The sequence below is a fragment of the Roseibium sp. FZY0029 genome (genome assembly GCF_036350355.1).
Lineage (GTDB): Bacteria > Pseudomonadota > Alphaproteobacteria > Rhizobiales > Stappiaceae > Roseibium.
Genome location: NZ_JAZDVZ010000001.1, coordinates 609991 through 635151, shown reverse-complemented (window position 1 = coordinate 635151; position 25161 = coordinate 609991). Strand labels below are relative to the sequence as shown.

The following is a 25161-nucleotide window of genomic DNA, read 5'->3' as shown; positions in this document are numbered from 1 at the left end:
GGCGATTCGACCCTTCGTGCTGTCACACTGCAAAGAAATGCCAGCCCCCGCAACAAAAACGCGCGGCAGGCCGCGCGTCAGTGTTCCGTTCACCGGACTGCGAAAAGTGTCGTCAGATCACATGCACCGTGGTGCCGACCTTCACCCGTTCGTAAAGGTCCATGACATCCTCGTTGCGCATGCGGATGCACCCGGAGGAAACCGCGTGACCAATGGTCCAGGGCTGGTTGGAGCCATGGATGCGATAGAGGGTGGACCCCAGATACATGGCGCGGGCGCCAAGCGGGTTTTCCGGGCCGCCTGCCATGAAGGTCGGCAGGTCGGGGCGGCGCTTGCGCATTTCCGCCGGCGGACGCCAGTCCGGCCATTCTGCCTTGCGGGTGACCTTGTGCGTGCCGGCCCATTCGAAACCGGGCTTGCCGACGCCCACGCCATAGCGCCGCGCGGTGCCGTCGCTCTGCACCAGATAGAGGAACCGCTCATTGGTGTCGATCACGATCGTGCCGGCCTTGTACGGGCCATCATAGTTGATGATGGTCGGCAGGAACTGCGGCGCGATCTGCCGGGACTGGGGGGCTCTCGCCTGACGTTGTGGCTGCTGGCGCACCGGCTGCTGGCGGGGCGACCACCAGTTGGCACGGCGCACCTGCGGCTGCTGAACGCGCTGCTGCTTGAATTGGTAGCGCTGCGCTGTCGAGCGGCGCTGCACCTTCGGCTGGAGCTGCAGCATCCAGGGTTCGGTCAGGTTCGGGCTGAGAACGAGCGGAGGCGGCGAGACCTGGCCCGCGGTTGCCGGAGAACCGGCAAGGCCGGAAAGACCGGTTGAAAGAACCAGGACACCGGCGAACCCGAGAGCCCTGGGAAGCATATTGCACAAGCGGAACATGGCAGCACTCATCAACTTGTTATCGACCACGTTCAGCGGCCTTTTACAGCCGCCGGTTAACGGATTGGCAAGGATGATAAGCAGCTCAGGCTGTTGCAAAGATGAATCCGGCGTCCGGAAATCAGGTAATCTTTTCTTATGGTTAGTCGTTGGTTGAGGAACAGGCTTAACGAAACCCCAACCGTTGTGACCCGCGCTGGAACGGTCCGAGAAGGCCGTTTGAAAAGACAGTGCTTTCCGCGATTCCTTGGTTAACGCACACGCCGCCTGGCATCGCGTGCCACCAGCGGCAGAAGAGGCCGGGTCTGCTGCATCGACATGCCCGGCTTGATACGCGGATCGTAGAGCATGTTCAAAATGATCTGGTCAAACACGGTAAAACGGCTGTGGCGCGAAGAATCGTTAAACACAGAATGGGTGAGCTGCGAATCGTCGTTCATCGGCCCCAGTCCCTGCAGAAGTTCCTCGACAAGACAGCGCTTGAACAGGAACTCGCCTTCGTCGGAAACGATGACGGCCGCCGAGCGCTTGATGCCCTTGCGGCCGGAAACGACACGCACAAGGCAACGGCCGGGCACCCGGGCATGTTCGTTCTTGTAGATGTCTTTCTTCACCACGGGCTCATACTGGGCCCGGTCGACCACATAGACCTCGAAATTCGCTTTGGACGGGTCGTTGGTCACGTCGGTCGTCAATCCACCGATGCGGTTGTCGATTTCCTTGATGAACCTGTGAACGGTCTGCGTCCTGTCGCGAGAGGACAGGTTATGGACATAGAACAGGACCGGGGTGGTGAACTTCTTGACCAGATAGGGCCGCCAGCTCCAGCTACGGTACTCCAGCCCGAATACCGTCTTTTCAAACCCCACCAGAAGCTCTTCCGTAGAGAAGGAATCGCTCGCAGCCGAAGCGGAACTCAATGTGAGAGAACCTGTCAGAAGCAGCACACAGGTGACGAGGAAGCGCACGAATTTCATCTAGGTCAAAGCACCGTTTGCAGCCACATTGGCCTGAGGGACATGCCTGTTCATGCGCGCAGCAGTTCGTTGTTACTGAGGGGGAGGATACCCAAAGCGATGACGGGAGGAAAGCCAAGAAACCGTTACCAAACACCAAATTATGTCCCTAAGTGTGCCAAGCTTTGAAAAAACAATTCTTTAAACTTCCCACGCTATAAGAGCCCTATTGCGATTTATGAAAGCCTGCAGGGGCGGGGAACGGGAGTAGGCATGGCCGCGGTGAAAAGATCCTTTCGAGCGGAAAGCTTGATGCGCATGAATTCCGGGGCGAACGAGAACCCCGCCTATGCTGAAGAACGTCGTCACCAGGAAGTTCTTGCAGAAATCGCCAGCCTCAAATCCATGATGAGGAATGGCCCGGACAAGCAGGCGCAGCTTGATCCGGAAGAAATGAGTGCGAAGTTCATGGCCGAGTTCCGCAAGGAGCTGTCTGAGGCTGCCAAGCTGAAGGTCGAACTGGACGCCATCTATGAGGCAATCGCCCAGACGAAGCGTGAGATTGCCACCCTGCATCACACCACCGGTGCCAAAGGTGAGGAGATGACCCGGGTCACCAACGAGCTTGATGCCGTTGTGATCGGAACGGAAGGGGCGACCGAAACCATTCTTGCGTCTGCCGAGTTCATTGATGAAACGGCCAACACGCTGTCCGCACGTCTCGGCAAGGAAGATTCGGAACTTGCAAACGACATCCGGGACAGGGTGATCCAGATCTTCGAAGCCTGTAACTTCCAGGATCTGACCGGTCAGCGCATCACCAAGGTGGTCTCGACGCTGCGGTTCGTCGAAGACCGGATCATGCAGATGATGGATATCTGGGGCGGCATCGAAACCTTCAAGGATATTGAAGTCGAACAGCGCGAACTGAAGGAGGGCGACGCTGCCCTGCTCAACGGTCCGGCGCTGGAAAGCGACGTCGATGTGGCAACCCAGGACGATATCGACGCCCTGTTCGCCTGACGCACCTTTCAAATCCGATTTCGAAACCCGGCCAACTGGCCGGGTTTTTTGTTTGTTCAGAGGGTGGCTCGCATTTCGGGTTGCCTCAAGGTTTCGGGGAGGGTACCAAGACGGGAACAAATAGTGAATATCGAGGGGCGCATGGCAGATCGGAAACCGGTAGAAACAGTCAAACCGGAACGCGATCCGGTTACAGGTCTGCTGTTGGGCGAAGACGGCAGGAACCGCTGCTGGTGGCACGGCGGGCTGGCGGACTACCAGCGCTATCACGACACGGAATGGGGCTGGCCGGTTGACGAGGACAGACGGCTTTTTGAAAAGATCTGCCTGGAAGGATTTCAGTCCGGCCTGTCCTGGCTGACCATCCTGCGCAAGCGCGACGCCTTCCGGGCAGCTTTTGCCAATTTCGAATTCGAGCGGGTGGCTGAGTTTACGGAGGCCGATGTCGAACGCTGTCTGCAGGACAGCGGTATCGTCCGCCATCGCCGCAAGATCGAATCCACCATCAACAACGCGAGGCGGGCCCTGGAACTGCGTCACGAATTCGGCACGCTTGCCGCCTATTTCTGGTCTTTCGAGCCGAAACCGGAAAACCGGCCGCAAAAACTGGATTTCGCCACAGCCAGAACCCTTGGCAAGACGGACGAAAGCACGGCGCTGTCAAAGGACCTGAAAAAACGTGGCTGGAGCTTTGTCGGCCCGACCACCGTCTATGCCTTCATGCAATCCATGGGCATGGTCAACGACCACCTGGAAGGTTGCTGCTGCCGGGAAAGCGTTAAAGCCGCACGCACGGCATTCAAGCGTCCTGTGAAGCGCTGAAGGTGTTCCGGTCTTGACGAGGTGCAAGGCATTATTCCCCTAACCACCGACGTTTTGGTTGGTTCACCGATAAGAGGGTGGGGTTCACACCCTGCCAACCTTGGCAGGAAACGCAGAGCTATGAACTGGTTCGGCAGGATTCCCTTCCCCCTTGTGGGGAAGGGTTAGGGAAGGGGGTATTCGGCGAAGCCGAAAAAACACCGGACGCAAGCACCCCCCGCAATCATATCACGCGGCTCGGAAACGCTGGGGCGTGCTTATCCGCCCACCTTTGCCTTCAGCGGCGAAAACAGCCGGTTCTCCTTGGAGAAGACATAGTCCAGCGTTTCGACGGTAACCGTTTCCGCGCCTTCTTCGATCAGGAGCTGAGCGCAGTCGGCAACGGCGTCCTTCGGGCACAGAACGCTGACATGATGCAGGTCGTCGACCTCGGAAAAGCGCTGCAGAGCGCCGACCTTGCTGACGGAGCGGAGGGCCTGTGTGCGGTCGGCGACCACGGCTTTCACCAGTTTGACGTTACGCGCGGCTTCTTCCGCTGCCACCCGGTCGAGGATCGCCCGGGCCGCGCCGAGCGCAGAGGCAGACCAGTCGGCGTTGAGCGAGGCCACGAGATTGGCCTGGCTCTTCAGCATCACTCCATCAGACAGGATTTTCAGGTTGTTGGCCTGTAGCGTCGAGCCGGTGGTGGTGATGTCGACGATAAGTTCCGCAGAACCCGCCGCCGGTGCGCCTTCGGTCGCGCCCGCGCTTTCCACGATGCGATAGTCGGCAATGCCGTGACCGGCAAAGAACGAGCGGGTGAGATTGACGTATTTGGTCGCAACGCGCAGGCGGCGGCCATGGCGGTTGCGGAAATCGGAAGCGACATCGGAAAGATCCGCCATCGTTTCAACATCGATCCACGCCTTCGGAACGGCAACCACCACATCCGCCGGGCCGAAGCCGAGCGGAGTGACGATGTGAACGGTGCTTTCCGGGTTGGCGATGTTCTCATGCACCAGATCAAGACCGGTGATGCCGAAATGGACCGTGCCGTCGGAAAGCTCCCGCGCGATTTCGGAGGCCGATAGGAAGGCGATCTCAACGTTCGGCAGGCCCTTGATGGCGCCGCGGTAGTTCCGCGCACCGCCGGGCTGCACCACCTTCAGGCCTGCGCGGCCGAAGAACTCGTGCGTGTTTTCCTGCAAGCGGCCCTTGGAGGGGATGGCGATAATCAGTTTGCTCATGACCTAACACTCGCTGCAATCCGGTCGAGCCACATGGAAAAGCCGATGGCCGGCACGTCGTCCTCGGCCCCCAGAAGCGTTACCAGCTTGTCGTAGCGCCCGCCGCCGACCAGCGGACCTTCCACCGGCGGATTGACCGCATGAATCTCGAAAACAAAGCCGGAATAATAATCGAGGCGCCGGCCGAACTCGGCTGCAAATGTCAGCCGCGCAGGATCAATGCCCTTCGCTTCAAGCGCCGCAAGGCGCTGCTCGAAGGCGGCAATAGGCGTGTCCAGGCCAAGACCGAAGTCGCTGGAAAAGCCGCGAAGCACATCCGCGGCACTGGCTCCATCGGCTTTCAGGGCCAGATAGGCGGACAGTATTTCCGCTGCCTTGTCGTGGCCGCGCGCGCCGCTCGCAAGGGCCGCCTGTTCCAGAAACCGGTCGGCGATTTCGCTGGGGGTGCGTCCGCCGACAGCCGAAATCCCGGCAATCGACAGAAGATCTTCTACGACGGCATGAGCCGCTTCCGGGTCTGCGCCTTCCAGCGCGGACAGGAAGCCGAGGCGAACATCGCGGCTGTCGTCGTCGGAGGCAGATCCTCCGGCCATACGGGAGATCGCGGCAGTCAGCCTGTCGGTCTCGCCAAAGAGATCGCGCAGGCGGCGGCGCCAGACGGTCGGCAAATCAAGGCCTTCCAGCACGGCGGCAAACAGGGTTTCATCGCCAATCCGGATCACGATGTCCGACAGGCCGAATTCTTCCAGTGCCTTGACCGACAGCGCGAGCAGGTCGGCGTCCGCTTCCGGCGTGTCGGTACGGCCGAGGCTTTCCGCGCCGAGCTGCGGGATTTCACCCAGGCCGTCCGGCCGCTGGCGGAACACCGGGCCGTTGTAACAGTAAGCAGCCGGAAGCTTGACGGCGTCCTGAGCCAGATGATGACGGCAGACCGGAATGGTGAAGTCGGGGCGCAGGCACAGGTCCAGCCCGTCGGTACCGCTGGTCAGATAGAGCCGGCGGCGAATGTCCTCGCCGGTAAGGTCCAGAAAGACGTCCGCCGGTTGCAGGATGGGCGGGCTGACTTCGTCATGGCCCGCGGCCTTGAAGAGGCCAAGAACCGTCTCGATCTTTTCCGGAGCCAGTCCGGTCACCTGTGCCGCCCCACTCATGTTCAGCCCTCGTTCTGGCGCTGGCGGTCTTCCGCCTGTCCGTCCAGGATACCGCGCACGGTCGCGATGAGGTCCGTCTCCTTGACGGTCACCTGCGCCGGGCGGCTTTCACGCCAGGTAATGTTGTCGGTAATCTCTTCGGAAAGCCGCTTGCCTTCGATCAGGTCCTTGACCTGGATTTCGCCGGCTTCCCGTTCGTCAGAGCCCTGGATGATGGCAATCGGGCAGTTGCGCCGGTCTGCATATTTCAGCTGGTTGCCGAACTTCTTCCAGTTGCCCTGATACATTTCGGCGCGGATACCGGCTTCGCGCAGGTCCTGTACCATCTTCTGGTAGCGACCGAGCGCGGTGACATCGCCGTCCATCACGGTGACCAGCACCGGCGCGACCACGTCGGACGTTCCGAGTTTCCCGAGGTTCTTCAGCGCCGTCATCAAGCGCGAAACGCCGATGGAAAAGCCCGTCGCGGGAACGTCGCGCCCGGTAAAGCGCTTGACCAGGCCATCGTAACGGCCGCCGCCTCCGACGGAACCGAACTGCACGACGTCGCCCTTCTCGTTGGTCACGTCGAACAGCAGCTCAGCCTCGAACACCGTGCCGGTGTAATATTCCAGGCCGCGCACGACGGACTGATCGATCTTGATCCGATCCTCACCATAACCACAGGCCGAGAAGATCTCCGCCATGGTGTTGAGCTCGGTGATGCCTTCATTGTCCAGCGTGCCGGTTCCCGACACAAAGGCGATGATGCTGTCGATGCCTTCCGGGGCGAGTTCCGCACCCTTGGTAAAGTCGCCGCTCTCGTCCTTGCGTCCTTCGCCGAGCAGTAGGCGCACGCCGTCCGTTCCAAACTTGTCGAGCTTGTCGATGGCTCTGAGAACTGTCAGCCGGCGCTCTTCGTGCTCTTCACCGCCAAGGCCGATGCTTTCCAGCACACCGTCCAGAACCTTGCGGTTGTTGACGCGGATCACATATTGCCCGCGGGGGATGCCGAGGGCTTCCATTGTGTCGGACATCATCATGCACATTTCGGCATCCGCCTGGACGCCAGGCGCGCCGACGGTGTCGGCGTCGAACTGCATGAACTGGCGGAAACGGCCCGGGCCGGGCTTTTCGTTGCGGAACACCCAGCCTGCCCGGTAGGTCCGATAGGGCAACTGGATTTCGTTGATGTTTTCCGAAACGTGTCGTGCCAGCGGTGCGGTCAGGTCGTAGCGCAGACTCATCCACTGCTCGTCTTCGTCCTGCACGGAAAAGACGCCGGCATTCGGCCGGTCGGTATCGGGCAGGAACTTGCCGAGGCAGTCGGTATATTCAAAGGCCGGGGTTTCGACGGGGTCGAACCCGTACCGCTCATAGACAGCGCGGATCTTCGCCAGCATCTCGTCGGTGGCGCGGATGTCCTCGGCAGAGCGGTCAACGAAGCCGCGCGGCAGGCGGGCTTTCAGCTTGTTCGGTTTTTTGGCCATAAAGGTCTTGAATCCTGGCGAGTTTCCGGCCGGACGCGCCCAAGGAAGCCCCTTGCATCCGGCTGTCTGATATTGCGGCTGTCGTAGACGAAACACGGCGCAAGGGCAAGGCGGTGCAGCATTGTGCCGGTTTTCTTGTCGTCGGCAGGAAACGCGGCAACCGGTTCCGGTTCTGAGCAGAAGTGCTTCACCTCAGGCTTGGGCGCATGTCTTTGGAAATTATGTGCCACACGACGCCGGTATCACCCCGGCCGACACGGCAGCGGAACCTGGTTTGACGTGCGGAGCGAAGGGAGACGCCTTCAAATCTGCAGCCCGTGCCTTGTTTGCATCACAGTTCGCGGTAAAAGGGCGCTTCAGGAACAGTGGAACTTCGCCTGCGAAGGCAGGGAAAGCACATTGGTTCGGTAAAGAGACCGGACAGCGCAGTCGTTTCATTGTCTTTTCTTGTATTTAATCTCTGCCGGGCTATGGTCCGCGCGGATCGGGTGAAAAGGGCTGTCCCGGCGCTAAAGGAAGGCGCGGGAGCGGCGGACGGGGCTCAGTATGGACAGTGCGGTGCGCATGGAGGACGGAAATGCCGGCGAAGGCAGGACAGAGGCCCTGACAGGAGCAGAACTGACAGGAGCGGGGCCAGTGGCCGCCGAACTCAGTGTCATTCTGCCGAGTTTCAACGAAGCTGCAAACATTCCCATCCTGATCGGCCTTCTGGACGAGGCACTCGCCGGAATTGCCTGGGAAGCTATCGTCGTCGACGACAATTCACCGGACGGGACTGCCGAGGTTGCCCGCAAGATTGCCGGAAGCGACGCCCGCGTCCGGGTCATCCGCCGCATCGGCCGCCGGGGACTCTCAGGGGCCTGTATCGAAGGCATTCTGGCGTCTTCCGCCCCCTTTGTTGCCGTCATGGATGCAGACCTTCAGCACGACGAGACCATGCTGCCCAAGATGCTGGCCGCCCTGAAGGCCGACGACACGGATCTGGTGGTCGCAAGCCGCAAGGTCGATGGCGGCACCATTGGCGAAGGCCTGTCGTCGTTTCGCGCCTGGGGGTCCAACCTGGCCAACGGGCTTGCGCAGAAGCTGCTGAACGTCACCCTGAAGGACCCGATGAGCGGGTTTTTCATGATCCGCCGGGACAAGGCCGAAGCGCTTGCCCCGAAACTCTCGCCGCAGGGCTTCAAGATTCTGCTGGACCTGGTGTCCAGCGCAGGCGGGACCTTGAAGATCAAGGAACTGCCGTTCACCTTCCGCGAGCGCCAGCACGGCGAAAGCAAGCTGGATACGCTGGTGACGCTCGACTATTTCGGTCTGCTGCTTGCCAAGTATTTCGGCAACGTTGTCTCGGTCCGCTTCCTCATGTTCGGCCTTGTCGGGGCCAGCGGCCTCTTTGTCCATCTGGCAGCGCTGCGCGTCTTCCTGCTGAGCGACATGGAATTCAACCTCGCCCAGACGGCAGCCTCCTTTGTCGCCATGACATCGAACTTCTTTCTCAACAATCAGCTTACCTATCGCGACCGGCGCCTGACCGGCATGAGGGTGCTGATCGGCCTTCTGACCTTCTACGCGGTCTGTTCGGTCGGTGTTCTCGCGAACGTCGGTGTCGCCAACCTGATCTATGCCGATCCGTCCTACTGGTGGTTCGCCGGAACGGCCGGAGCGATCATGGGCGCTGTCTGGAACTACGCGGCAAGCTCCGCCCTGACATGGCGCAAGACGTAAAGGCCGCTCGTGACCGCTGAAGCACAGACCGGGCGGTTGCCCTTTTACCTGCGGCCTGCAGGGCTGATCCTGATCGTCGGGCTGCTGACGGCGTTGAAGATATTTGCCGCCGCCAACTCCCATTTTGTCGAGGATGAAGCCTATTACCGGCTCTGGGGCCTATCTCCGGCACTGAGTTACTATGATCACCCGCCGATGATCGGCTGGTGGATCGCTATCGGCCAGGCGCTGTTCGGCGACACGGTCTTCGCCGTCCGCGCGCTCGTCATCGCGTCCGGGGTGATCGGGTCCCTGGCGCTTTGGCGCACGGCCTCACTTCTGTTCGGACGCCCTGCTGCGGCCTGGTCCGTCCTGTTCCTCAACGCCAGTCTTCTGGTTGGCATCGGCGGCATTCTGGCGACGCCTGACGCACCTTCCGTGCTGTTCTGGGGCCTCAGTCTGTGGGCGTTGACGGAGCTATCGGCATCGAAAAATGCCAACTGGTGGCTCATGGTCGGACTGATGGCCGGCTGCGGACTGCTTGCCAAATATTCGGTTCTGTTTCTGGGTGCGGGCATCGTGCTGTGGCTGGTCTGGGTGCCGGATGCCCGGCGCTGGTGGCGCTGCTGGCAGCTCTGGGCCGGCGGTCTGCTTGCGCTGCTCTGCTTTTCACCAGTGCTCTACTGGAACCATGCCCACGACTGGGTCAGCTTCTACAAGCAGTTCGGCCGGGCTGGCACCGAAGGATATACGGCAAGATATGTTCCGGAATTTGTGGGCGCGCTGATCGGCCTTCTGAACCCGCTGATCGCTGTGCTGGCGTTTGCAGGCGCAGTCAGGCTTTTCAAGGGTCTGCGGGCACGGGAAAACGCGGCGTCTCTGCTGCTTCTGACCGTTTTGCCGTTTCTGCTCTATCTGGTCTATCACTCGCTGCACTCGCGGGTGCAGGCCAACTGGCCGGCGCCATTGTTCCCGGCCTTCGCCATGATGGCGGCCGTGTTCGTCACCTACAGACCCGCCGAATGGTCCCTGTGGCAGCGTCTGGCACAAGCTGGTGTCGCTCTGGGTCTTGCCGTAGCGGTGGTGGTGCAACTGCATGCGGTCTGGCCGATAACGGGTACCTTCGCCCGCAAGGACCCGACCTTCCAGCTCCGTGGCTGGCCTGAGATCGGGCGGGAGCTGACGGCCTTGGCCGAAAAGGAAGGGGCCGGTTTCGTGGTAACCACCAGCTACGGCCTCAATGGCCAGCTCGACTTTCTGCTGAAGGATGACCTGCCGGTCTTCCAGCTCACCGAGCGCATCCGCTATGTCATGCAGCCTGCACCGGACATGTCACTGTTCGATGGCCCGGGGCTTTATGTTGCCGAACAGCGCCGGAACCGGGAAGCCGATCTGCGGCAGTCCTTCGCCAACGTTGAGGAAGTCGCAGAGCTGACACGCATGGTCAAAGACGTGCCGCTGGAAAAACTTGTCGTCTACAAGGTCGATGGCCGTATCGGCCCGGTGTTCGAGCCTGTCGAGACCAACTGATCCGGCACAAGTTGCCGACTCAACTCAACAACCGACTTGATTTGCTTGACCGAATGCCGCAGGGATGTGGCTTACTATTCACAGTGTCTCGTCCCTCTGCGGAATTTCATGAAGCGTATTACACTTGGAGCGTTGGACTATGGCCTTGCCTTCGGGGTCGACCGCGCGTTGCGTGACCTTGTGGAGCGCGGGCGTCTCAGCGCACTCGGGGCCATGGTTGCCACAGAATTATGGCCGCGCGAATTCCGTCCACTTCAGGAAACTGTCGAAAAGGTCGGCAAGCGCGCCCTGTTCGGCGTGACACTGGCCTTCAGCGGTGACCGCGTGTCACCCGTCAGCGCCCGCATGCAGGAAATCTACGGCGACCGCATGTTCACGCGCGAGCAGCTTCAGCGCCGCGCCTTGCTGCGTCTTCTGCCCGACCAGATTCTGCAGGAGGAAGCCCAGGCACAGCTTGCCCGTTTCAGCGTGTTGATGAAACGTCAGCCGGATTTCGTGGCGGTACGCGAGGGGCTTCTGGAGCGCACCTCTCTGGCACGGATCGTCCTGAAGGCGGTTGAGCACGCCGGTTATAGCGAGCCTCCGTTGCTGATTTCACCCGTTCAGTCAGGTCTCAAGGCTGCCCGGCTGGCGCGCCTTGCAAGGGCACATGGGCTGAAGCTTCTGCCCAGGGCCGCCCCCTTGCCGGAGACAGAGGACCAGGAAACGCTGCACGCTCTTTTGCACAATCACTTTGACGGCATGGCCGATCTCAGCTTTGTTGCGGCTATTCCGGGCCGCTCGGACGATCGCCTGCGGCGGGACGAGTCGCGCCGGAAGATTGCGATACGCGAATGCCAGTATGAGGTTCTGTCCAGTCAACGGTTCTTTCACACGCTGGAGAAAAAAGACGTTTTTCTGAACTGAAGCCGATAGTTTGTTTAAGGAGCAGGTCGCCTGGCTTTTTGTATTAGGCTTTGGCCGGGCCTGACCAGGCAAAGGTTGCAACGAAAAAACGGCCCTGCGGGGAACAGGGCCGTTTTTCGTGGAGGTCCGGAAGAGGGGAGGGGTGGCCCCGCTTCCATGTCCTTAGATATAGGGTTATTTTGCTGGATTGCACGTGATGGGCATCACAAGATTGCGTTTGATCTTGTAATTTCGCGAGCAGCAGCGCTTTTGGCAGGGGGAAGGTGTGGCGGAAATCAAGGATTTTTTAAAAAATAGCTTTTCACTTGAAGGGCTCGACCCGGAATTGGCTGTAGGTCTGTCGCGCCTTGCAAGGCCGATGAAAATATCGGCTGGCACCATTCTCTTCGAAAATGGCGATCCCGGAAACGGTTGTTACGCGGTTCTGGAGGGATCACTCAAGGTATCGCTTCTGTCCGTGGAGGGCGACGAGCAACTGCTTGCGGTTCTCGGCCCGGGCGATCTTGTCGGCGAACTGGCCCTGCTCGACGGCCGGCCGCGGTCGGCCACGGTCATCGCATTGAAGGAAGCCCAGCTTGCCTTCATCGACAAGGCCGCCTTCCAGCGCTTTGCCGACGAAAACCCGGCCGTCTACCGGCACATGTTGTCGATTGTCGGAAAGCGGCTGCGCCATGCAAATGATGTACTGGCCGCGCGCTCGTTCCTGCCCTTGCCGGGACGGGTCGCGCAGACCCTGCTGCAACTGGCGGAGACCTTCGGCAAGCCGCTCGACGATGGCCGCTTGCTGATCCACTACAAGCTCAGCCAGGCGGATATCGCCAACATGGCAGGCGCCGCGCGTGAAAATGTCAGCCGGGTCCTCAACGACTGGAAACGCGCCGGCACGATCAGCCGGATTTCCGGGTACTACTGTCTGGAACAGATGGAGTTCCTTGAGAAGGCCTCGACGCTTTAGGACAAAAGGGGCGGCCTTCCAAGGATCATTTTGCCGAGGCAATTGGTTGAAGGCCGCACCCGCCGTCGTTTGCCTCAAATGTGCCTTGCCGGCAGCCGCTCGGCATCCTCTTGCCGAAAGAGGAGATCACACGCCTTTTTCCACCGGAAGCGCCATCTGTGTTCCGGCCAGGATCGTCGCCAGCGTTTCGGTGTTGAGGCTGGCGAGAAACGCTTCTGATGCCTGCGCCATTGCGCCTTTCAGGGCACAGCGCGGCAGAAAGGCGCAGATTGTGGGCTCGGGCTTCAGACAGGCGACGACACCCAGGTCCGGCTCGATCAGCCGCACGACGTCGCCCAGCCGGATGGCGTCCGGCGCCATGGCCAGCCGGATGCCGCCACCACGCCCCCGCGTCGTTTCCAGATAACCGCCCTTGGCAAGATGGGCGACGATTTTCATGACATGCGATTTGGCAAGCCCAAGCTGTTTCGACAGCTTGTCGACGGTTTGCGGATCATCCGACTGGCCGGTGGCCATCAGAATTCTCAAGGCGAAATCGCTGGCCTGACTGAGGCGCATGGCTGGGTCTCTTTAAACATTCATCTTATATGTTGATTTTAGCGTGTTGCTGTGTCATTTAAAAGATGCATATAAAATGAATGTTATGGAGGCGGCTATGGAAGCCCCTGACGCAAGTTCCAACAGGTACAGGCTGAAGAGACGTGAAGCGCCGGACAAGGGCGACCGTCTCCAGCGCTATGAGCAGGTCGATGAGCAGGCGATCCACGTGATGGTGCACACCTTCTATGGCTGTATCCGCCAGCATCCGCGGTTGGGAGGCATCTTCGAGCGCCGTCTGGCTGGCAGGTGGGAAGAACACTTGCCGAAAATGGAAGCCTTCTGGCAGTCCGTGCTGATGAAGAACGGCGCCTACAAGGGCAAGCCCGTGCCGGCTCACCTGAAGCAGAAAGAACTGGTCAGCGCGGATTATGGCGAATGGCTCGGTGTCTTCCGGCCTGTGATCCGCGAACTGTTCGTACCGGATCTTGCGGACGAAATCGTCGCCATTGCCGAACGCATTGCCCAGAGCCTGTGGCTGGCCACCTTCGGCACGCCAGGCGCCAATCCGCCTGCCGAACTGATGTCGCAACCCTCTGAATGGAGCGGATCATGCTGGTAACGATTGTCCTGGTAGCGGAAGCGCTGGTGTTCGTCTGGTTCACCGTCTTTTCGCTGATGCTTCTGTCCATGTATCTGGATTCGCGCGCGATGCCGCTGCCGAAGCTGGATGTCGCCGGGCGCACGCTCATCGGCAGCGCGAAACTGGCCTTCATCACGGGCATCGTCGCCCTTGCGGTGATGACAGCCCTCGAGATTCAGGCCCATAGCTAGAAGGTCACGGAAATGAATATCTCCAATCTGCTCCATCGCGGCTTGCCGATTCTGCTGATCTGGGTCGCTGCCCCCATGCCGCTCTGGATCATGGTGATCCTGATGTTTGTTCTGCGATAACCGGTCTTTTTCTTCGTTCAACCGGATAGTCTCCTGTTCAACCACTTCTATTCTTGAAGTCTATGACCTAGTCTTCTTGCAGGAATCAGCAGAGGGGCTCAGGCGTGTACGACGAAAAGCCGACAGGTGATCTGACACTACGCACGATGGCAATGCCGGCCGATACCAATGCTTCGGGAGATATTTTCGGGGGCTGGGTGTTGTCGCAGATGGATCTGGCAGGCGGTATAGCTGCCGGTCAGCGCGCCGAGGGACGTGTCGTGACCATCGCGGTCGACAAGATGAAATTCATCCGGCCTGTCCACGTGGGCGACGTGCTGTGCGTTTATGCCGAAGTCATCCGCGTTGGCAACTCGTCCATGGAAATCAAGCTGGAATCCTGGGCCCTGCGCCATCGCTATGGCCACCGCGAAAAGGTGACCGAAGCGGTGTTCACCATGGTGGCCGTCGATGATGGTGGCAAGCCGCGCCCAGTCCCCAAGCGGGACTGAGCGCCGCGATCTCACCCGGCTTGGCTCTCAAAAAACATCATCCTGAGGAAGCGCGTCAGCGCTGTCTCGAAGGATGGACGGCATACTGATGAGCAAGCGGCCCATCCTTCGAGACAGGCTTTCGGCCTTCCCCAGGATGAGGCGAGTTGTTGCAGCACACCTGTATCAACGAAATAGGCACAGTGCAGACGTTGTGCACCACACGGGGCACCCCCGTCAGTGCCTGACCGTGCCGTGCCGGTTGAGAATATCGGCAAAGAGGTCTTCATCGACAGCGCAGGTGCAGCCGTTTGCCCACAGTTGAAGCAGGGTTTTCAGGCGCTCGGCACGGGCTGCCGGCGTGAGCGGCGCCTTGTGCCGCGGCAGGCCGCCCAGAATGCGCAGGGATTTGATCCGCGCCAGCACGCAGTCTTCAGCGGCCTGGCACCAGACATCCGTTCCGGCGAGCTGGGAGCCCGCCAACACATGGTTCTCGATCAGATCTGCCGCTCGTCCGGCAAAAGGGTCCTGAGACAATAAATCCTCCATCGGTTGCCCGAGGAGGACTGGCGCATGCAAATTAACCGCTTCGTTGCCGGAAAACCTCGGTAGAGGGTCTGACCGGCCGCATCCCTGTTGCGGAAACCACCTTGCCCGGACGGCAGGTTGGCGAGGGCGCCAGCCCTTCTCTTGATGATGGCGGGCTTATGCCATGTCCATTCCGGCTTGGCAAGACCATCAGTGCATGGCACATCTTCCTGGAAAGACTAGCTCGGGAGCAGGTAGTTGGACCGATCCATTTTGCATCACAGCCGGCCGATAGTGCCGGTTCTGCTCGCCTTTTGCGCCTGCTTCATTGATGTAATCTGCATCCTTGGACTGTTTCACACGTTCACGGCCTTCATCACCGGCACGCTTGTCGTTTTGTGTACGGAAATGTTTCATCAGGCAGACAACGCGGCGCTGAAAGTGTTCGTGCTCGTGGTCTTCTTTGCCTCAACGCTCTTCTGGTTCGCTACCGTCACGCGGCTGGTCCAGAAAAACAGGATTGCCGTCCGGCATCTGTTCGCGCTTGAAGCGATCCTCGTGGCTGTCTTCATGCTTGTCGCAGGACTTGGCGATCCGGCTGCAGGAGGCGCTTTGTCCGCCGTCACCCTGACGGCAGTCGGCTTTTCGACCGTTGCCATGTCACTGCAGAATGTCATCATGCTGACGCTGCTGAACAGGCATGTTCCCACAACCGTCATGACAGGCAACACGCTGAAGCTCGTGCTCGGCATTGCCGATTACTTCACGCACCCCGAAACCCGTCCTGGCAGCCGCATGCTGATCCGTCACCAGGCGCTGGTGCTGTCGGCCTTCGCCGCCGGGGGGCTTCTGGCCAGTTTCCTGATGACGATCCTCGGCTTCTGGGCGCTTGCGATACCGGTAGCCCTGCTGATGCTGCTTGCGGTGGTTCAGCCCGCACACGAGTTGCAGGCTGCCTGACCCCGATATCCCGCCTCACTCCTGGCGGAGCCTGTCGTAATCGACGCGGCCATCAACCAGATGGATCCGCCGGTCCATCCGGTCGGCGAGCTCAAGATCGTGGGTGACGGCGACGACGGTGGTCCGTTCGCTCTTCACGATGTCTTGAAGGCTTTCAAACACCTGCTCGGTCGACACGCTGTCGAGACTTCCGGTCGGTTCGTCCGCCAGGATCAGCGCGGGCGAATTGGCAAGCGCACGGGCAACGGCCACCCGCTGGCGCTGGCCCCCGGAAAGCTGTTCCGGACGGCGGTGCAGAAAGTCACCCAAACCAAGTGCCGCCAGAAGCTGGGTCGCATGGTCGAGCTGCGCCCTGGGGCTGCGTTTGCCGAGCCGCTGCATCGGGATCATCACGTTTTCCAGTGCGGTAAACTCGGGCAGCAGAAAGTGAAACTGGAAAACGAAACCGAGCTTTTCCAGGCGGAGATGCGCCATTTCGGCGGACGTCAGCGCATGGGTGGGAAGGCCGTCTATCCGGACTTCGCCTGAAGTTGGCCGGTCCAGAAGGCCAAGCAGATACAATAGCGAGGATTTGCCGGACCCGGACGGGCCGGTTATTGCCACAAATTCCGCGTCCCCCACCTGAAAGCTGACATCCTGCACCAGCGTCACCGGCACGATGGCCGGCAGGATGCGGGTGAGGTTGCTGGCCTCCAGCAGGACACGGCCCGGGGCCGTTTGTTGGTCAGGGGAAGGATCACGGGCAGGGGTCATGTTGCCCCGCGGATGATGTCGACAGGATTGAGCCGGGCCGCTTTCCGGGCTGGAATATATCCGGCAATCCCGGAGGAAAACAGCGCCAGCAGGCAGGCAATGATGTAGTGGAGGGTGGAGAAATAGATCGGCAGGTGGGTCATCTCCACGTCCTGGGTGAACTCGAATTTGACCGACGCAAGATAACTCGACAGGCCGAACCCGAGCGCCGAGCCTGCGAGCGCTCCCAGGATCCCGATCACCAGTCCCTCAAGCACGAAGATCTGCTGAATGTCGCCCTCCGGAAATCCGAGCGATTTCAGGATCGCGATGTCGCGCGCCTTTTCGTGCACGATCGTCGAAACGATGTTGAAGATGCCGAAGCCGGCAACGACCAGAATGGCCCCGACGACCGTATACATGATCACGTTGCGCACAAAGAAGGCCTCCATCAGCCCCTCGTTGGCCTCCTCCCAGGAGACCGCCTTGTAGCCGAGCTGTCGCTCAGCCCGTGCGGCAACCTCATTGGCTTCGCCGATGGCATTGAGATGGATGGCAATCGAATTGATGACATCGGACTTTTCCAGAAGGATCTGCACCGCCTTCAGTGGCGCATAAGCAAGGCCTTCGTCGCTGGTGGTGATGCCGCTGTGAAACAGACCGACGATCTTGAAGCGCTTGGCGACACTGTTTGCAGAAGTCAGGGTCACGGTATCGCCCAGCTCCGCCCCCAGCCTTTCTGCGGCCTTGTCACCGATTACGAGGCCGTTGGATGTCGTGTCCAGATCTTCGAAAGCGCCCTGGCGCATATCCTCGCCGATCTTGGAAACGGTCAGTTCGCGCTTTGGCTCCACGCCGACCAGCGTCATACCGATATCCTGACCGGCATAGCGCAACACCGCCTGGCCGCTCAGACGCTGCGCCATCGAGCCGTTCACCCAGTCGCGCAACGAGGCAAGCGCTTCGGTCGGGTTGCGGATGCCGCGAAGGTCTTCCTTCGGTCTGAGGCCATGATAGGTGACGGCGTCGTAGACGGCGCTGGCCGGCTGTTCCGCCGGTGCGCGCTGCTCGTCAAGGATCTCCACATGGGGAATGGCATCGATCAGCGTTGCCGTGAAATCCCGTTGAGACCCCTCCATGAGGCTGGCCATCGCCACCGAAAACCCGACGCCGAGCGCAACACCCAGCGTCGAGACGATGGTTTGGCGCAAGCGGTTGCGAATGTGGGTGGAGGCGATGCGCAGGAGAAGCATTATCTTGCGTCTCCGGACACCGGTCTGACCTTCTGTCCTTCCGCAAGATCCGGGTTGTAGGGAAAGACGACTCGTGTGTTTGCGCTGAGGCCTTGCAGCACTTCCGTGGCGCGTGTGCCTGTTATCCCGGTTTCGACCTCCAGCGGAACGACCTTGTTGTCATCATCCAGCGTCAGCAGTTTTGAACCGTCGAAAGCCGCGGCAGGCAGCAGCATGGCGTCCTCCTTTTCGGAGGTAACGATGTTGATTTCGGCAGTCATGCCGATGCGCAGCGGTGTGTCTTCCGGCAGATCGAGATAGACGCGGTAGTTCTTCAGCACAGGGTCGCCCTTTGGCGTGATGCTGGCAACTTCGGCCGTCAGTTTCTTGTCCGGAAAGGCGTCCGCGCGGATCAGCGCCTTGTGGCCCTTGGCCACCTTGGGAATGTCTTCCTCGTTGACTTCCGCCACCAGTTGAAGGGGAGAGGGCTGTCCGATCCAGAACAGGATTTCGCCTGGCTCGGCAACTTCCCCCACCGACCCGTCCGCCCTGAGCACCATGCCGTCCATGGGGGCTACGATGACATAGTCGCGCAGCCGCTCCTTCTGGGCCGCAGTGGTGGCGTTGATACGGATCAGCTCGTTCTGGGCCTTGTCGTAAACCTGCTGGCTGACGACCCGCCGCTCGAGCAGTTGCAGGGCACGTTCCTTGTCGGACTGCGCCAGCTCCTGACGTGCCTCCAGTTCCGCGAGCGTCGCACGGGCATCGCCGCTGTCGAGCTCCGCCAGTTGGTCGCCTTTCTTGACCTGCTCGCCCTCGCAGCCGCACAGCGAAACGATGCGCTCGCGAATGATGCTTGTGACCTTCGCCCACCGCACCGGCTCCACAACGGCGGTGGCATAGACCACTTCCGCCGCCCGTCCTGTCGTCGGCATCACCGTCTGGACTTCAGGCGGTTTCTTGAGCCACCAGATCGTACCGGTGGCAGCCGCCGCAATCAGCAGCAGAAATATCAATAGTTTCAAAAAGCGCATGGCACACCCTTGCCGGACCTGCCGACACAATAACGTCTAGGACAGGCGATGCCATGGCCTGAATCAAATGAGGGTGCGCGCGCTGCAAGGCTTGACGGATGGAGGGGACGTCAAACTTCCGGTCACGGAAAGGGCCGCGAAGGGATCAGTAATGTGGCGGTTTTTCGATCTGATGACCGGGCAAAACGTTTTCCATCAGTTCGGTGACCTGATCCGTCATATTGGTGACGAGCCGGTTCAGCCGGTCGAGTTGGCGTCCCTGATCGAAAACGACGGTGTTGAGTTCGTCGATGGTATTGAGCGCATGGGCAAGATCGATTTCAAGCTTCTCGATCCGGGCTTCCTTGTCGTCCGCCATGGGCGTCTCCTGCGTCTTCTTGGGGCAACCGGTCTTCTGTCGCGCGCCCGGTGTCTGTCGAGGCAGGTATATTGCGGTAACGGCAAAACACCAACTGTCATCATCAGTTGACTGCTTGTTTTAAACGGTTGGAGCTGCCCTATATCGAGGCGTACTCCAGACAGGGGCTGGCACCTGAAAATGACTCAAGAGGGCTATGTGACTGACCTGAACGACTTCGAGATCTCCCGCAAATGGCCGGCAAAACATGCTGACCGCATTCAGCTCTATTCATTGCCAACGCCCAACGGCATCAAGGTGTCGGCCATGCTGGAAGAGACGGGCCTGCCGTATGAACCGCATCTGGTCGATTTCGGCAGCCAAGATCAGTTGAGCCCGGAGTTTCTGTCGCTCAATCCGAACAACAAGATCCCCGCGATCATCGATCCGCTCGGCCCTGGCGGCAAGCCGCTTCCATTATGGGAATCCGGAGCGATCCTGGTTTATCTGGCAGAAAAGTCCGGCAAGTTCCTGCCGCCGGATCCGGCAAGGCGCGCTGAAACGCTTCAATGGCTGATGTGGCAGATGGGCGGGCTTGGACCTATGGCGGGACAGCTCGGCTTCTTTCACAAGTTTGCCGGCCGTGAGTACGAGGACCGCCGCCCGTTCGAACGCTACCGCGATGAAACCAAACGACTGCTCGGCGTCCTTAACCGGCAGCTTGAGGGGCGTGAGTTCATTATCGGGAGCGAATACACGATTGCCGACATGGCCTGCTGGCCCTGGGCGCGCAACATCAATGGATTTTACGAGGCCGGCGAGGTGACGGACTTCGCATCCTTTGAGAATGTCGTTCGCTGGGTAGACGCTTGCATGAGCCGCCCTGCGAGCCGGAAGGCAGTCGACATTCCTTCCTGACGCCAGGGGCCGGGTTTCACCCATCAGGCCAGAAAGACAACCGAGGTGAGCAGTGCCAGGAGCAGAACGATCACCGCTGCGACGCGCCAGATGGTGCCGTATTTGGAGCGTGGTGGTACCTGGGATTCAAGCTCCTGGTCAGTCTGAGCATCCTGAGCGATCGTCCTGTTGAGCGCGTCAACATTCTCAATACGATCTGAAGCTGCCTGTCTTTCTTCCTGAGCCATCAGTGTCTCCCGTGTTTCCATTAATGAGGAAAACGGGCGGAGAGAGCTTAGGTTCCGAAACCAGTGCCGACGGTCGCGGAGCAGGCGCGTATTCCGTAGCGGCTACCGCGTATCAGCATCTTTCAGCGGCGGGCCGTTGAACTCAGCTTCGATAACGAACTCGTCCTCATCGCCCACGCCAAGGTTGCTGCCTTCAGGCGGCAGCCCGTAGGACATGCCGAAATCCGACCGCCTCAGCGTACCGGTTGCCGAAAACCCGATCCGCGCCTGGGGATCATAAACGGCCAGTCCCGTATAACCGCCGTTGAAACGCACGTTGAGCTCGACCGGCCTGGTCTTCCCCCTGAACGTCAGATCCCCTGAGACAACGGCGGTGTCAGCGCCTGTCAGTTCTATGCCGGTCGAACGATAGGTGATCGTCGGGTGGTCTCCCGCATTCAACCAGTCCGGCCCGAGCAGCATGTTACGAAACCCGTCTTGTGGGGGCGCGGTAAGGTGCAAAGACGCGGTGCTGATGTCGACGTTCACGCTGGCTTTCGCCGGGTCGGCCGGATCTATTTGCAGGGTGGCATCGAAATCGGCAAAGGACGCGCTGTAGAATGAAAACCCGAGGTGATCTGCCCTGAAAACGAGCGTGGAATGGTATTTGTCGAGCTTGTAGCTGCCCGCTGGCAGGTCCGCTGCGGGGCTCTCCGCATGCGCAGCAAGCGATGACAGAAGCATCGCAGCGCCAACGCAAAACGCGGAGAGAAGTCGGCGTTCTGGTGACCGCGGCATGGTGGATCCTCTGTCGCTCTTTTTGACTGGAACGCCGATGAGTTACTGGTTGAGTTCCGGGGCCGATCCTACCGAATCCTTGACCAGGAAGGTGCCCGATCAAGGCTGGTAAAATCTCCCGCGGCGATGGTTTGACCCAGAGTATTGATCGCGCCAAGGGCGGCACGGGTAAATGAACCGCCTAGGCTGATCCGGCGCACGCCTGCATCGGCAAGCTGATCACGGGAAAGGCCCGTCGCGCCCTGTCCGATGACATGGTTCACCGGAACCGGTACTGACGCACACACCGTCCGTACGGCTTCAAGATCAGGCAAGCCCGGGGCATAGACGACGTCCGCACCAGCTTCTGCAAAGGCGGACAAACGCCGAAGAACTTCATCGAGATCATAGGCCCCCTTGCCAAGACCATCGGCGCGAGCCGTCAGGACGATCCCGGTTTTCCGCGCTTCCCCAACTGCGGCCTGAACCCGCTCGAGAGCTTCAGAGAAAGGCCTTATCCGACCGGGAATTGAAGTGTCCCGGTCCTCTATCGAGATGCCGGCAAGCCCGGCGCTGGCGGCAAGTGCGACGGTCTCGGCCACACCTTCCGGTGTATCTGCAAAACAGTCTTCGCCGTCCAGCGTGACAGGAAGACCGGTCGCTTCGGATAGTTCCGCCGCGTGTTCGATCGCTTCCTGCCTTGAAATTTGTCGGGAACTGTCGCGCCGACCGGTCGTGAAGGCATAGCCAGAGGACGTGCTCGCCAGAGCTTTGAAGCCGCAGTGTGCCAACAGCCTGGCAGAAACGACATCCCACGGGTTGGGCACGATAAAGCACCCGGTCTCGTGCAGTTCTCGAAAGACATCGGCTGGTATGGACATTTGAAGGACTTGCGAAGAGTGGGGCTTTCTGATGCCGATATGAAAACACGACGGTAGCAGGAAGAGCAAGCGCTTGCGAGAGTTGAGCTGCTGGTCCTTACCTCAAAGCTCGTGTCGCCCCCTTGCCGCAACGCTGCACAAACATGAGATGGGGGGCGGCAAACAAAAAGGGCGGTCCGAAGACCGCCCTTTCGTCAAGCTGTTTAGCTTTGGGCTTCTTAGAAGCCCATGCCGCCCATACCGCCCATGTCGCCGCCCGGCATTGCCGGAGCGTCTTTTTTCGGCAGTTCAGCAACCATGGCTTCGGTGGTGATCAGCAGACCAGCGACGGAAGCTGCGTCCTGCAGAGCAGTACGGACAACCTTGGTCGGGTCGATGATGCCAGCTTCGATCATGTTGACGAACTGTTCGGTCTGAGCGTTGAAGCCGAAGGACGGATCGTCGTTTTCCTGGATCTTGCCAACAACGATGGAGCCTTCGACACCAGCGTTTTCAGCGATCTGACGGATCGGAGCTTCCAGAGCGCGCAGGACGATCTTGATACCGGCAGAGATGTCTGCGTTGTCAGACTTCAGGCCTTCAACAGCCTTCTTGGCACGCAGCAGAGCGGTACCGCCACCCGGGACGATGCCTTCTTCAACGGCAGCGCGGGTTGCGTTCAGAGCGTCGTCGACGCGGTCTTTTTTCTCTTTCACTTCGATTTCGGTCGCACCGCCAACGCGGATCACGGCAACGCCGCCTGCGAGCTTGGCAAGACGCTCCTGGAGCTTCTCACGGTCGTAATCGGAAGTGGTTTCTTCGATCTGAGCCTTGATCTGGGAAACGCGGCCGTTGATGTCGTCCTTGGAACCAGCACCGTCAACGATGGTGGTGTTTTCCTTGGTGATGGACACCTTCTCGGCGGTGCCGAGCATGTCGAGCGTCACGTTCTCAAGCTTGATGCCGAGATCTTCGGAGATCACGGTACCGCCGGTCAGGATCGCGATGTCTTCCAGCATGGCCTTGCGGCGGTCGCCGAAGCCCGGAGCCTTCACAGCAGCAATCTTCAGGCCGCCACGCAGCTTGTTGACGACGAGGGTAGCCAGAGCTTCGCCTTCTACGTCTTCAGCAATGATCAGCAGCGGACGGGAAGACTGAACAACAGCTTCCAGGATCGGCAGCATGGCCTGCAGGTTGGAGAGCTTCTTCTCGTGCAGCAGGATGTACGGCTTTTCCAGGTCAGCCATCATCTTGTCAGCGTTGGTGACGAAGTAAGGAGACAGGTAGCCGCGGTCGAACTGCATGCCTTCAACGACTTCGAGTTCCGTTTCGAGGGACTTTGCTTCCTCGACGGTGATCACGCCTTCGTTGCCGACTTTCTGCATGGCTTCGGCAATGTCCTTGCCGACCTGCTCGTCGCCGTTAGCGGAGATCGTGCCGACCTGTGCCACTTCAGCGGAAGTGGTGATGGTCTTGGAAGCAGCGGTCAGAGCCTTGACGGCTTCAGCAGCAGCGAGATCAACGCCGCGCTTCAGGTCCATCGGGTTCATGCCGGCTGCAACAGCCTTGGCGCCTTCCTTGACGATGGCCTGGGCCAGAACGGTTGCGGTGGTGGTACCGTCGCCAGCGATGTCGTTGGTCTTGGAAGCCACTTCGCGCACCATCTGGGCGCCCATGTTTTCGAACTTGTCTTCCAGTTCGATTTCCTTGGCAACCGAGACACCGTCCTTGGTGATGCGCGGTGCGCCGAAGGCCTTGTCGAGAACGACGTTACGGCCTTTCGGGCCGAGGGTCACCTTCACGGCGTTTGCAAGGGTGTCGACACCACGCAGCATGCGCTCACGTGCGTCGGAGGAGAATTTTACTTCTTTAGCAGACATGTGATCGTCTCACTTTTCTGGAACAGGTTGATATCAGAAGCGGTTCGCGACTGGTTACGCGATCACGCCCATGATGTCGGATTCCTTCATGATCAGGAGGTCTTCACCGTCGATCTTGACTTCGGTGCCGGACCACTTGCCGAACAGAACGCGGTCGCCAGCCTTGACGTCGAGCGGAACGATCTCGCCGTTGTCCTTGCGGGCGCCGGTGCCGATGGCGATGATTTCGCCTTCCTGCGGCTTTTCTTTAGCGGTGTCCGGAATGATGATGCCGCCAGCAGTCTTTGCTTCAGAATCTACGCGGCGAACGACGACACGGTCGTGCAGTGGACGAAATGCCATAACACTGTTTCCTCTCATGAGCGCGCCCCACGCAATAGGCAGCGCGCGAGACATGAACATTGGGTTTGCGTTGCACGGAAGGACGTTGCCTCCCGTCACCTATTAGCACTCCTTAACAGCGAGTGCTAACAGCGCCATGGATTTATGTACCTGAGGTCAGATTGTCAATGCTTTGTGACGAGAATTTAATCGCAATCGGTGCCGATTTACCTATGGCCTATCCAACAGATTGACACGGCGGAAATATGACGCAGCCGGAACACCGCCCTGAATGCCGGTTCAATTCGCGGCGGAAACGGTGAAAGGCAGCGTGAAAGCGCTCGTTGCACCGCCGATTTCATCGGTGAAACTCGTTTCAAGCTGGTAGTCGCCAGCCGGCAGGCCGCTGAACTGGAAGGTGAGGGCGGCCGAAAGTTCGCGCTGTCTGGATCGGCCGCTGCCGGAGAAGGTCGCGAAGTTTTCCTGTTCCGCGAGCACTTGCCCGGAATTGGTCAAAAGCCTGTAGTCCGCCGTCAACTCGTAGGCAAACCCGCCATCGGTTTCCCGAAAACCGTAACCCACTGGTTCCGCGTAGATATTGATGGCTTCTTCGTCGGTAAAGACAGCGTCACCGCGCGGCGTGTAGCGGCCGAACCCGCTGCTGCGACCGGTAGAGAAAACTGCCGTCATGAAAGAAAGACCGGCTTCCGACCAGGCCTGGTCGTAGGCGGCAAGCGCGTTCTTGAAAGCTTCAGGAGGGTTGGCGGGGGATTGGGCCAGCGCGGACATC

General features: G+C 59.9%; 28 protein-coding genes and 1 riboswitch. Of the genes, 11 read left to right on the top strand and 17 right to left on the bottom strand.

The features are described from left to right. Positions 1 to 112: 112 nt before the first annotated feature. Entirely contained in the window at positions 113 to 886 is a 774-nt protein-coding gene (locus tag V1T76_RS02930; protein WP_442970082.1) for a L,D-transpeptidase, read from the bottom strand. A gap of 251 nt (positions 887 to 1137) precedes the next feature. Further along, positions 1138 to 1863, bottom strand: coding sequence for a DUF2927 domain-containing protein (locus V1T76_RS02925; protein ID WP_330559108.1), 726 nt, complete (start codon positions 1861 to 1863; stop codon positions 1138 to 1140). Between the two features lie 291 nt (positions 1864 to 2154). Between V1T76_RS02925 and V1T76_RS02920 the strand changes: the two genes are divergently transcribed. Beyond that, positions 2155 to 2865, top strand: a complete 711-nt coding sequence (locus tag V1T76_RS02920; RefSeq protein ID WP_330559107.1) for a protein phosphatase CheZ — start codon at positions 2155 to 2157, stop codon at positions 2863 to 2865. 141 nt (positions 2866 to 3006) lie between these two features. Then, a complete protein-coding gene (locus V1T76_RS02915) occupies positions 3007 to 3687 on the top strand; it encodes a DNA-3-methyladenine glycosylase I (protein WP_330559106.1) in 681 nt (226 codons plus the stop codon). A 257-nt stretch (positions 3688 to 3944) separates the two neighbouring features. On the opposite strand, the gene hisG is transcribed toward V1T76_RS02915, so the two are convergent. Genes hisG through hisS form a run of 3 tightly spaced genes read right to left on the bottom strand, consistent with a single transcriptional unit; the run spans position 3945 to position 7533 of the window. Further along, positions 3945 to 4913 carry an ATP phosphoribosyltransferase gene (gene hisG, locus V1T76_RS02910; RefSeq protein WP_330559105.1) on the bottom strand — a complete coding sequence of 323 codons (969 nt, stop codon included), beginning with the start codon at positions 4911 to 4913 and terminating at the stop codon, positions 3945 to 3947. Next, positions 4910 to 6064, bottom strand: a complete 1155-nt coding sequence (locus tag V1T76_RS02905; RefSeq protein ID WP_330559104.1) for an ATP phosphoribosyltransferase regulatory subunit — start codon at positions 6062 to 6064, stop codon at positions 4910 to 4912. Before V1T76_RS02905 ends, hisG begins: the two co-directional genes overlap by 4 nt. 2 nt (positions 6065 to 6066) lie before the next feature. After that, positions 6067 to 7533, bottom strand: a complete 1467-nt coding sequence (hisS, locus tag V1T76_RS02900) for a histidine--tRNA ligase (protein WP_330559103.1) — start codon at positions 7531 to 7533, stop codon at positions 6067 to 6069. Positions 7534 to 8079: 546 nt separating this feature from the next. Between hisS and V1T76_RS02895 the strand changes: the two genes are divergently transcribed. From V1T76_RS02895 to V1T76_RS02880, 4 genes are all read left to right on the top strand, one after another. Continuing rightward, entirely contained in the window at positions 8080 to 9255 is a 1176-nt protein-coding gene (locus V1T76_RS02895; protein WP_442970074.1) for a glycosyltransferase family 2 protein, read from the top strand. Between the two features lie 9 nt (positions 9256 to 9264). Beyond that, the gene (locus V1T76_RS02890; protein ID WP_330559102.1) at positions 9265 to 10764 is read left to right on the top strand and encodes an ArnT family glycosyltransferase; all 1500 of its coding nucleotides are present in this window, start codon (positions 9265 to 9267) and stop codon (positions 10762 to 10764) included. 108 nt (positions 10765 to 10872) lie between these two features. Beyond that, entirely contained in the window at positions 10873 to 11670 is a 798-nt protein-coding gene (locus V1T76_RS02885; protein WP_330559101.1) for a ChbG/HpnK family deacetylase, read from the top strand. Positions 11671 to 12028: 358 nt separating this feature from the next. After that, positions 12029 to 12625, top strand: a complete 597-nt coding sequence (locus tag V1T76_RS02880) for a Crp/Fnr family transcriptional regulator (RefSeq protein ID WP_330559100.1) — start codon at positions 12029 to 12031, stop codon at positions 12623 to 12625. Positions 12626 to 12751: 126 nt separating this feature from the next. Here the strand turns inward: V1T76_RS02880 and V1T76_RS02875 are convergent, their stop codons facing one another. Continuing rightward, the gene (locus tag V1T76_RS02875; RefSeq protein ID WP_330559099.1) at positions 12752 to 13183 is read right to left on the bottom strand and encodes an RrF2 family transcriptional regulator; all 432 of its coding nucleotides are present in this window, start codon (positions 13181 to 13183) and stop codon (positions 12752 to 12754) included. A gap of 97 nt (positions 13184 to 13280) precedes the next feature. On the opposite strand from V1T76_RS02875, the gene V1T76_RS02870 reads away from it, so the two are divergent. The 3 genes from V1T76_RS02870 (at position 13281) to V1T76_RS02860 (ending at position 14607) form a co-directional block, all read left to right on the top strand. Further along, a complete protein-coding gene (locus V1T76_RS02870) occupies positions 13281 to 13784 on the top strand; it encodes a group III truncated hemoglobin (RefSeq protein ID WP_330559098.1) in 504 nt (167 codons plus the stop codon). Beyond that, positions 13775 to 13996, top strand: coding sequence for a hypothetical protein (locus V1T76_RS02865; protein WP_330559097.1), 222 nt, complete (start codon positions 13775 to 13777; stop codon positions 13994 to 13996). Before V1T76_RS02870 ends, V1T76_RS02865 begins: the two co-directional genes overlap by 10 nt. 266 nt (positions 13997 to 14262) lie before the next feature. Next, a complete protein-coding gene (locus V1T76_RS02860; protein WP_050789403.1) occupies positions 14263 to 14607 on the top strand; it encodes an acyl-CoA thioesterase in 345 nt (114 codons plus the stop codon). 216 nt (positions 14608 to 14823) lie between these two features. Here the strand turns inward: V1T76_RS02860 and V1T76_RS02855 are convergent, their stop codons facing one another. Beyond that, the gene (locus V1T76_RS02855; protein WP_330559096.1) at positions 14824 to 15123 is read right to left on the bottom strand and encodes a hypothetical protein; all 300 of its coding nucleotides are present in this window, start codon (positions 15121 to 15123) and stop codon (positions 14824 to 14826) included. A gap of 41 nt (positions 15124 to 15164) precedes the next feature. Further along, positions 15165 to 15288, bottom strand: a riboswitch (SAM-I-IV-variant riboswitch). An 84-nt stretch (positions 15289 to 15372) separates the two neighbouring features. Between V1T76_RS02855 and V1T76_RS02850 the strand changes: the two genes are divergently transcribed. After that, positions 15373 to 16074: a YoaK family protein gene (locus tag V1T76_RS02850; RefSeq protein WP_330559095.1), complete on the top strand. Its 702-nt coding sequence runs from the start codon at positions 15373 to 15375 to the stop codon at positions 16072 to 16074. A 15-nt stretch (positions 16075 to 16089) separates the two neighbouring features. On the opposite strand, the gene V1T76_RS02845 is transcribed toward V1T76_RS02850, so the two are convergent. The 4 genes from V1T76_RS02845 to V1T76_RS02830 form a co-directional block, all read right to left on the bottom strand. Further along, positions 16090 to 16827 carry an ABC transporter ATP-binding protein gene (locus V1T76_RS02845; RefSeq protein ID WP_330559094.1) on the bottom strand — a complete coding sequence of 246 codons (738 nt, stop codon included), beginning with the start codon at positions 16825 to 16827 and terminating at the stop codon, positions 16090 to 16092. Then, positions 16824 to 18062: an ABC transporter permease gene (locus V1T76_RS02840; RefSeq protein WP_330559412.1), complete on the bottom strand. Its 1239-nt coding sequence runs from the start codon at positions 18060 to 18062 to the stop codon at positions 16824 to 16826. Before V1T76_RS02840 ends, V1T76_RS02845 begins: the two co-directional genes overlap by 4 nt. Beyond that, entirely contained in the window at positions 18059 to 19072 is a 1014-nt protein-coding gene (locus V1T76_RS02835) for an efflux RND transporter periplasmic adaptor subunit (RefSeq protein WP_330559093.1), read from the bottom strand. Before V1T76_RS02835 ends, V1T76_RS02840 begins: the two co-directional genes overlap by 4 nt. 145 nt (positions 19073 to 19217) lie before the next feature. Beyond that, positions 19218 to 19430, bottom strand: a complete 213-nt coding sequence (locus V1T76_RS02830) for a SlyX family protein (protein ID WP_023002075.1) — start codon at positions 19428 to 19430, stop codon at positions 19218 to 19220. Between the two features lie 198 nt (positions 19431 to 19628). On the opposite strand from V1T76_RS02830, the gene V1T76_RS02825 reads away from it, so the two are divergent. Continuing rightward, positions 19629 to 20327 carry a glutathione S-transferase N-terminal domain-containing protein gene (locus V1T76_RS02825; protein ID WP_330559092.1) on the top strand — a complete coding sequence of 233 codons (699 nt, stop codon included), beginning with the start codon at positions 19629 to 19631 and terminating at the stop codon, positions 20325 to 20327. Positions 20328 to 20350: 23 nt separating this feature from the next. Here the strand turns inward: V1T76_RS02825 and V1T76_RS02820 are convergent, their stop codons facing one another. The 6 genes from V1T76_RS02820 to V1T76_RS02795 all read right to left on the bottom strand — a co-directional run bounded on the left by V1T76_RS02820 (position 20351) and on the right by V1T76_RS02795 (position 25160). Continuing rightward, positions 20351 to 20554 (bottom strand): hypothetical protein, encoded by a 204-nt coding sequence (locus V1T76_RS02820; RefSeq protein ID WP_330559091.1) that lies wholly within the window; start codon positions 20552 to 20554, stop codon positions 20351 to 20353. 102 nt (positions 20555 to 20656) lie between these two features. Further along, a complete protein-coding gene (locus tag V1T76_RS02815; protein ID WP_330559090.1) occupies positions 20657 to 21331 on the bottom strand; it encodes a YceI family protein in 675 nt (224 codons plus the stop codon). Positions 21332 to 21399: 68 nt separating this feature from the next. After that, positions 21400 to 22191 (bottom strand): isocitrate lyase/PEP mutase family protein, encoded by a 792-nt coding sequence (locus V1T76_RS02810; RefSeq protein WP_330559089.1) that lies wholly within the window; start codon positions 22189 to 22191, stop codon positions 21400 to 21402. Positions 22192 to 22409: 218 nt separating this feature from the next. Then, on the bottom strand, positions 22410 to 24050 hold the full coding sequence (groL, locus tag V1T76_RS02805) for a chaperonin GroEL (RefSeq protein ID WP_330559088.1): 1641 nt from the start codon (positions 24048 to 24050) through the stop codon (positions 22410 to 22412). Between the two features lie 54 nt (positions 24051 to 24104). Continuing rightward, positions 24105 to 24392, bottom strand: coding sequence for a co-chaperone GroES (groES, locus tag V1T76_RS02800; RefSeq protein WP_006935644.1), 288 nt, complete (start codon positions 24390 to 24392; stop codon positions 24105 to 24107). 279 nt (positions 24393 to 24671) lie between these two features. Beyond that, on the bottom strand, positions 24672 to 25160 hold the full coding sequence (locus V1T76_RS02795) for a hypothetical protein (RefSeq protein WP_330559087.1): 489 nt from the start codon (positions 25158 to 25160) through the stop codon (positions 24672 to 24674). Position 25161 lies beyond the last annotated feature (1 nt).

Excerpts from the sequence above, each read along its gene's own strand:
- V1T76_RS02880 (WP_330559100.1), top strand. The coding sequence starts at position 12,029 with ATGAAAATATCGGCTGGCACCATTCTCTTCGAAAATGGCGATCCCGGA.
- V1T76_RS02915 (WP_330559106.1), top strand. The coding sequence starts at position 3,007 with ATGGCAGATCGGAAACCGGTAGAAACAGTCAAACCGGAACGCGATCCG.
- V1T76_RS02895 (WP_442970074.1), top strand. The coding sequence starts at position 8,080 with ATGGACAGTGCGGTGCGCATGGAGGACGGAAATGCCGGCGAAGGCAGG.
- V1T76_RS02885 (WP_330559101.1), top strand. The coding sequence starts at position 10,873 with ATGAAGCGTATTACACTTGGAGCGTTGGACTATGGCCTTGCCTTCGGG.
- V1T76_RS02925 (WP_330559108.1), bottom strand. The coding sequence starts at position 1,863 with ATGAAATTCGTGCGCTTCCTCGTCACCTGTGTGCTGCTTCTGACAGGT.
- V1T76_RS02795 (WP_330559087.1), bottom strand. The coding sequence starts at position 25,160 with ATGTCCGCGCTGGCCCAATCCCCCGCCAACCCTCCTGAAGCTTTCAAG.
- V1T76_RS02845 (WP_330559094.1), bottom strand. The coding sequence starts at position 16,827 with ATGACCCCTGCCCGTGATCCTTCCCCTGACCAACAAACGGCCCCGGGC.
- V1T76_RS02905 (WP_330559104.1), bottom strand. The coding sequence starts at position 6,064 with ATGAGTGGGGCGGCACAGGTGACCGGACTGGCTCCGGAAAAGATCGAG.
- V1T76_RS02815 (WP_330559090.1), bottom strand. The coding sequence starts at position 21,331 with ATGCCGCGGTCACCAGAACGCCGACTTCTCTCCGCGTTTTGCGTTGGC.
- V1T76_RS02810 (WP_330559089.1), bottom strand. The coding sequence starts at position 22,191 with ATGTCCATACCAGCCGATGTCTTTCGAGAACTGCACGAGACCGGGTGC.
- V1T76_RS02875 (WP_330559099.1), bottom strand. The coding sequence starts at position 13,183 with ATGCGCCTCAGTCAGGCCAGCGATTTCGCCTTGAGAATTCTGATGGCC.
- groL (WP_330559088.1), bottom strand. The coding sequence starts at position 24,050 with ATGTCTGCTAAAGAAGTAAAATTCTCCTCCGACGCACGTGAGCGCATG.
- V1T76_RS02820 (WP_330559091.1), bottom strand. The coding sequence starts at position 20,554 with ATGGCTCAGGAAGAAAGACAGGCAGCTTCAGATCGTATTGAGAATGTT.
- V1T76_RS02870 (WP_330559098.1), top strand. The coding sequence starts at position 13,281 with ATGGAAGCCCCTGACGCAAGTTCCAACAGGTACAGGCTGAAGAGACGT.
- groES (WP_006935644.1), bottom strand. The coding sequence starts at position 24,392 with ATGGCATTTCGTCCACTGCACGACCGTGTCGTCGTTCGCCGCGTAGAT.
- hisS (WP_330559103.1), bottom strand. The coding sequence starts at position 7,533 with ATGGCCAAAAAACCGAACAAGCTGAAAGCCCGCCTGCCGCGCGGCTTC.
- V1T76_RS02830 (WP_023002075.1), bottom strand. The coding sequence starts at position 19,430 with ATGGCGGACGACAAGGAAGCCCGGATCGAGAAGCTTGAAATCGATCTT.
- V1T76_RS02865 (WP_330559097.1), top strand. The coding sequence starts at position 13,775 with ATGCTGGTAACGATTGTCCTGGTAGCGGAAGCGCTGGTGTTCGTCTGG.
- V1T76_RS02835 (WP_330559093.1), bottom strand. The coding sequence starts at position 19,072 with ATGCGCTTTTTGAAACTATTGATATTTCTGCTGCTGATTGCGGCGGCT.
- V1T76_RS02920 (WP_330559107.1), top strand. The coding sequence starts at position 2,155 with ATGCGCATGAATTCCGGGGCGAACGAGAACCCCGCCTATGCTGAAGAA.
- V1T76_RS02930 (WP_442970082.1), bottom strand. The coding sequence starts at position 886 with ATGTTCCGCTTGTGCAATATGCTTCCCAGGGCTCTCGGGTTCGCCGGT.
- V1T76_RS02860 (WP_050789403.1), top strand. The coding sequence starts at position 14,263 with ATGGCAATGCCGGCCGATACCAATGCTTCGGGAGATATTTTCGGGGGC.
- hisG (WP_330559105.1), bottom strand. The coding sequence starts at position 4,913 with ATGAGCAAACTGATTATCGCCATCCCCTCCAAGGGCCGCTTGCAGGAA.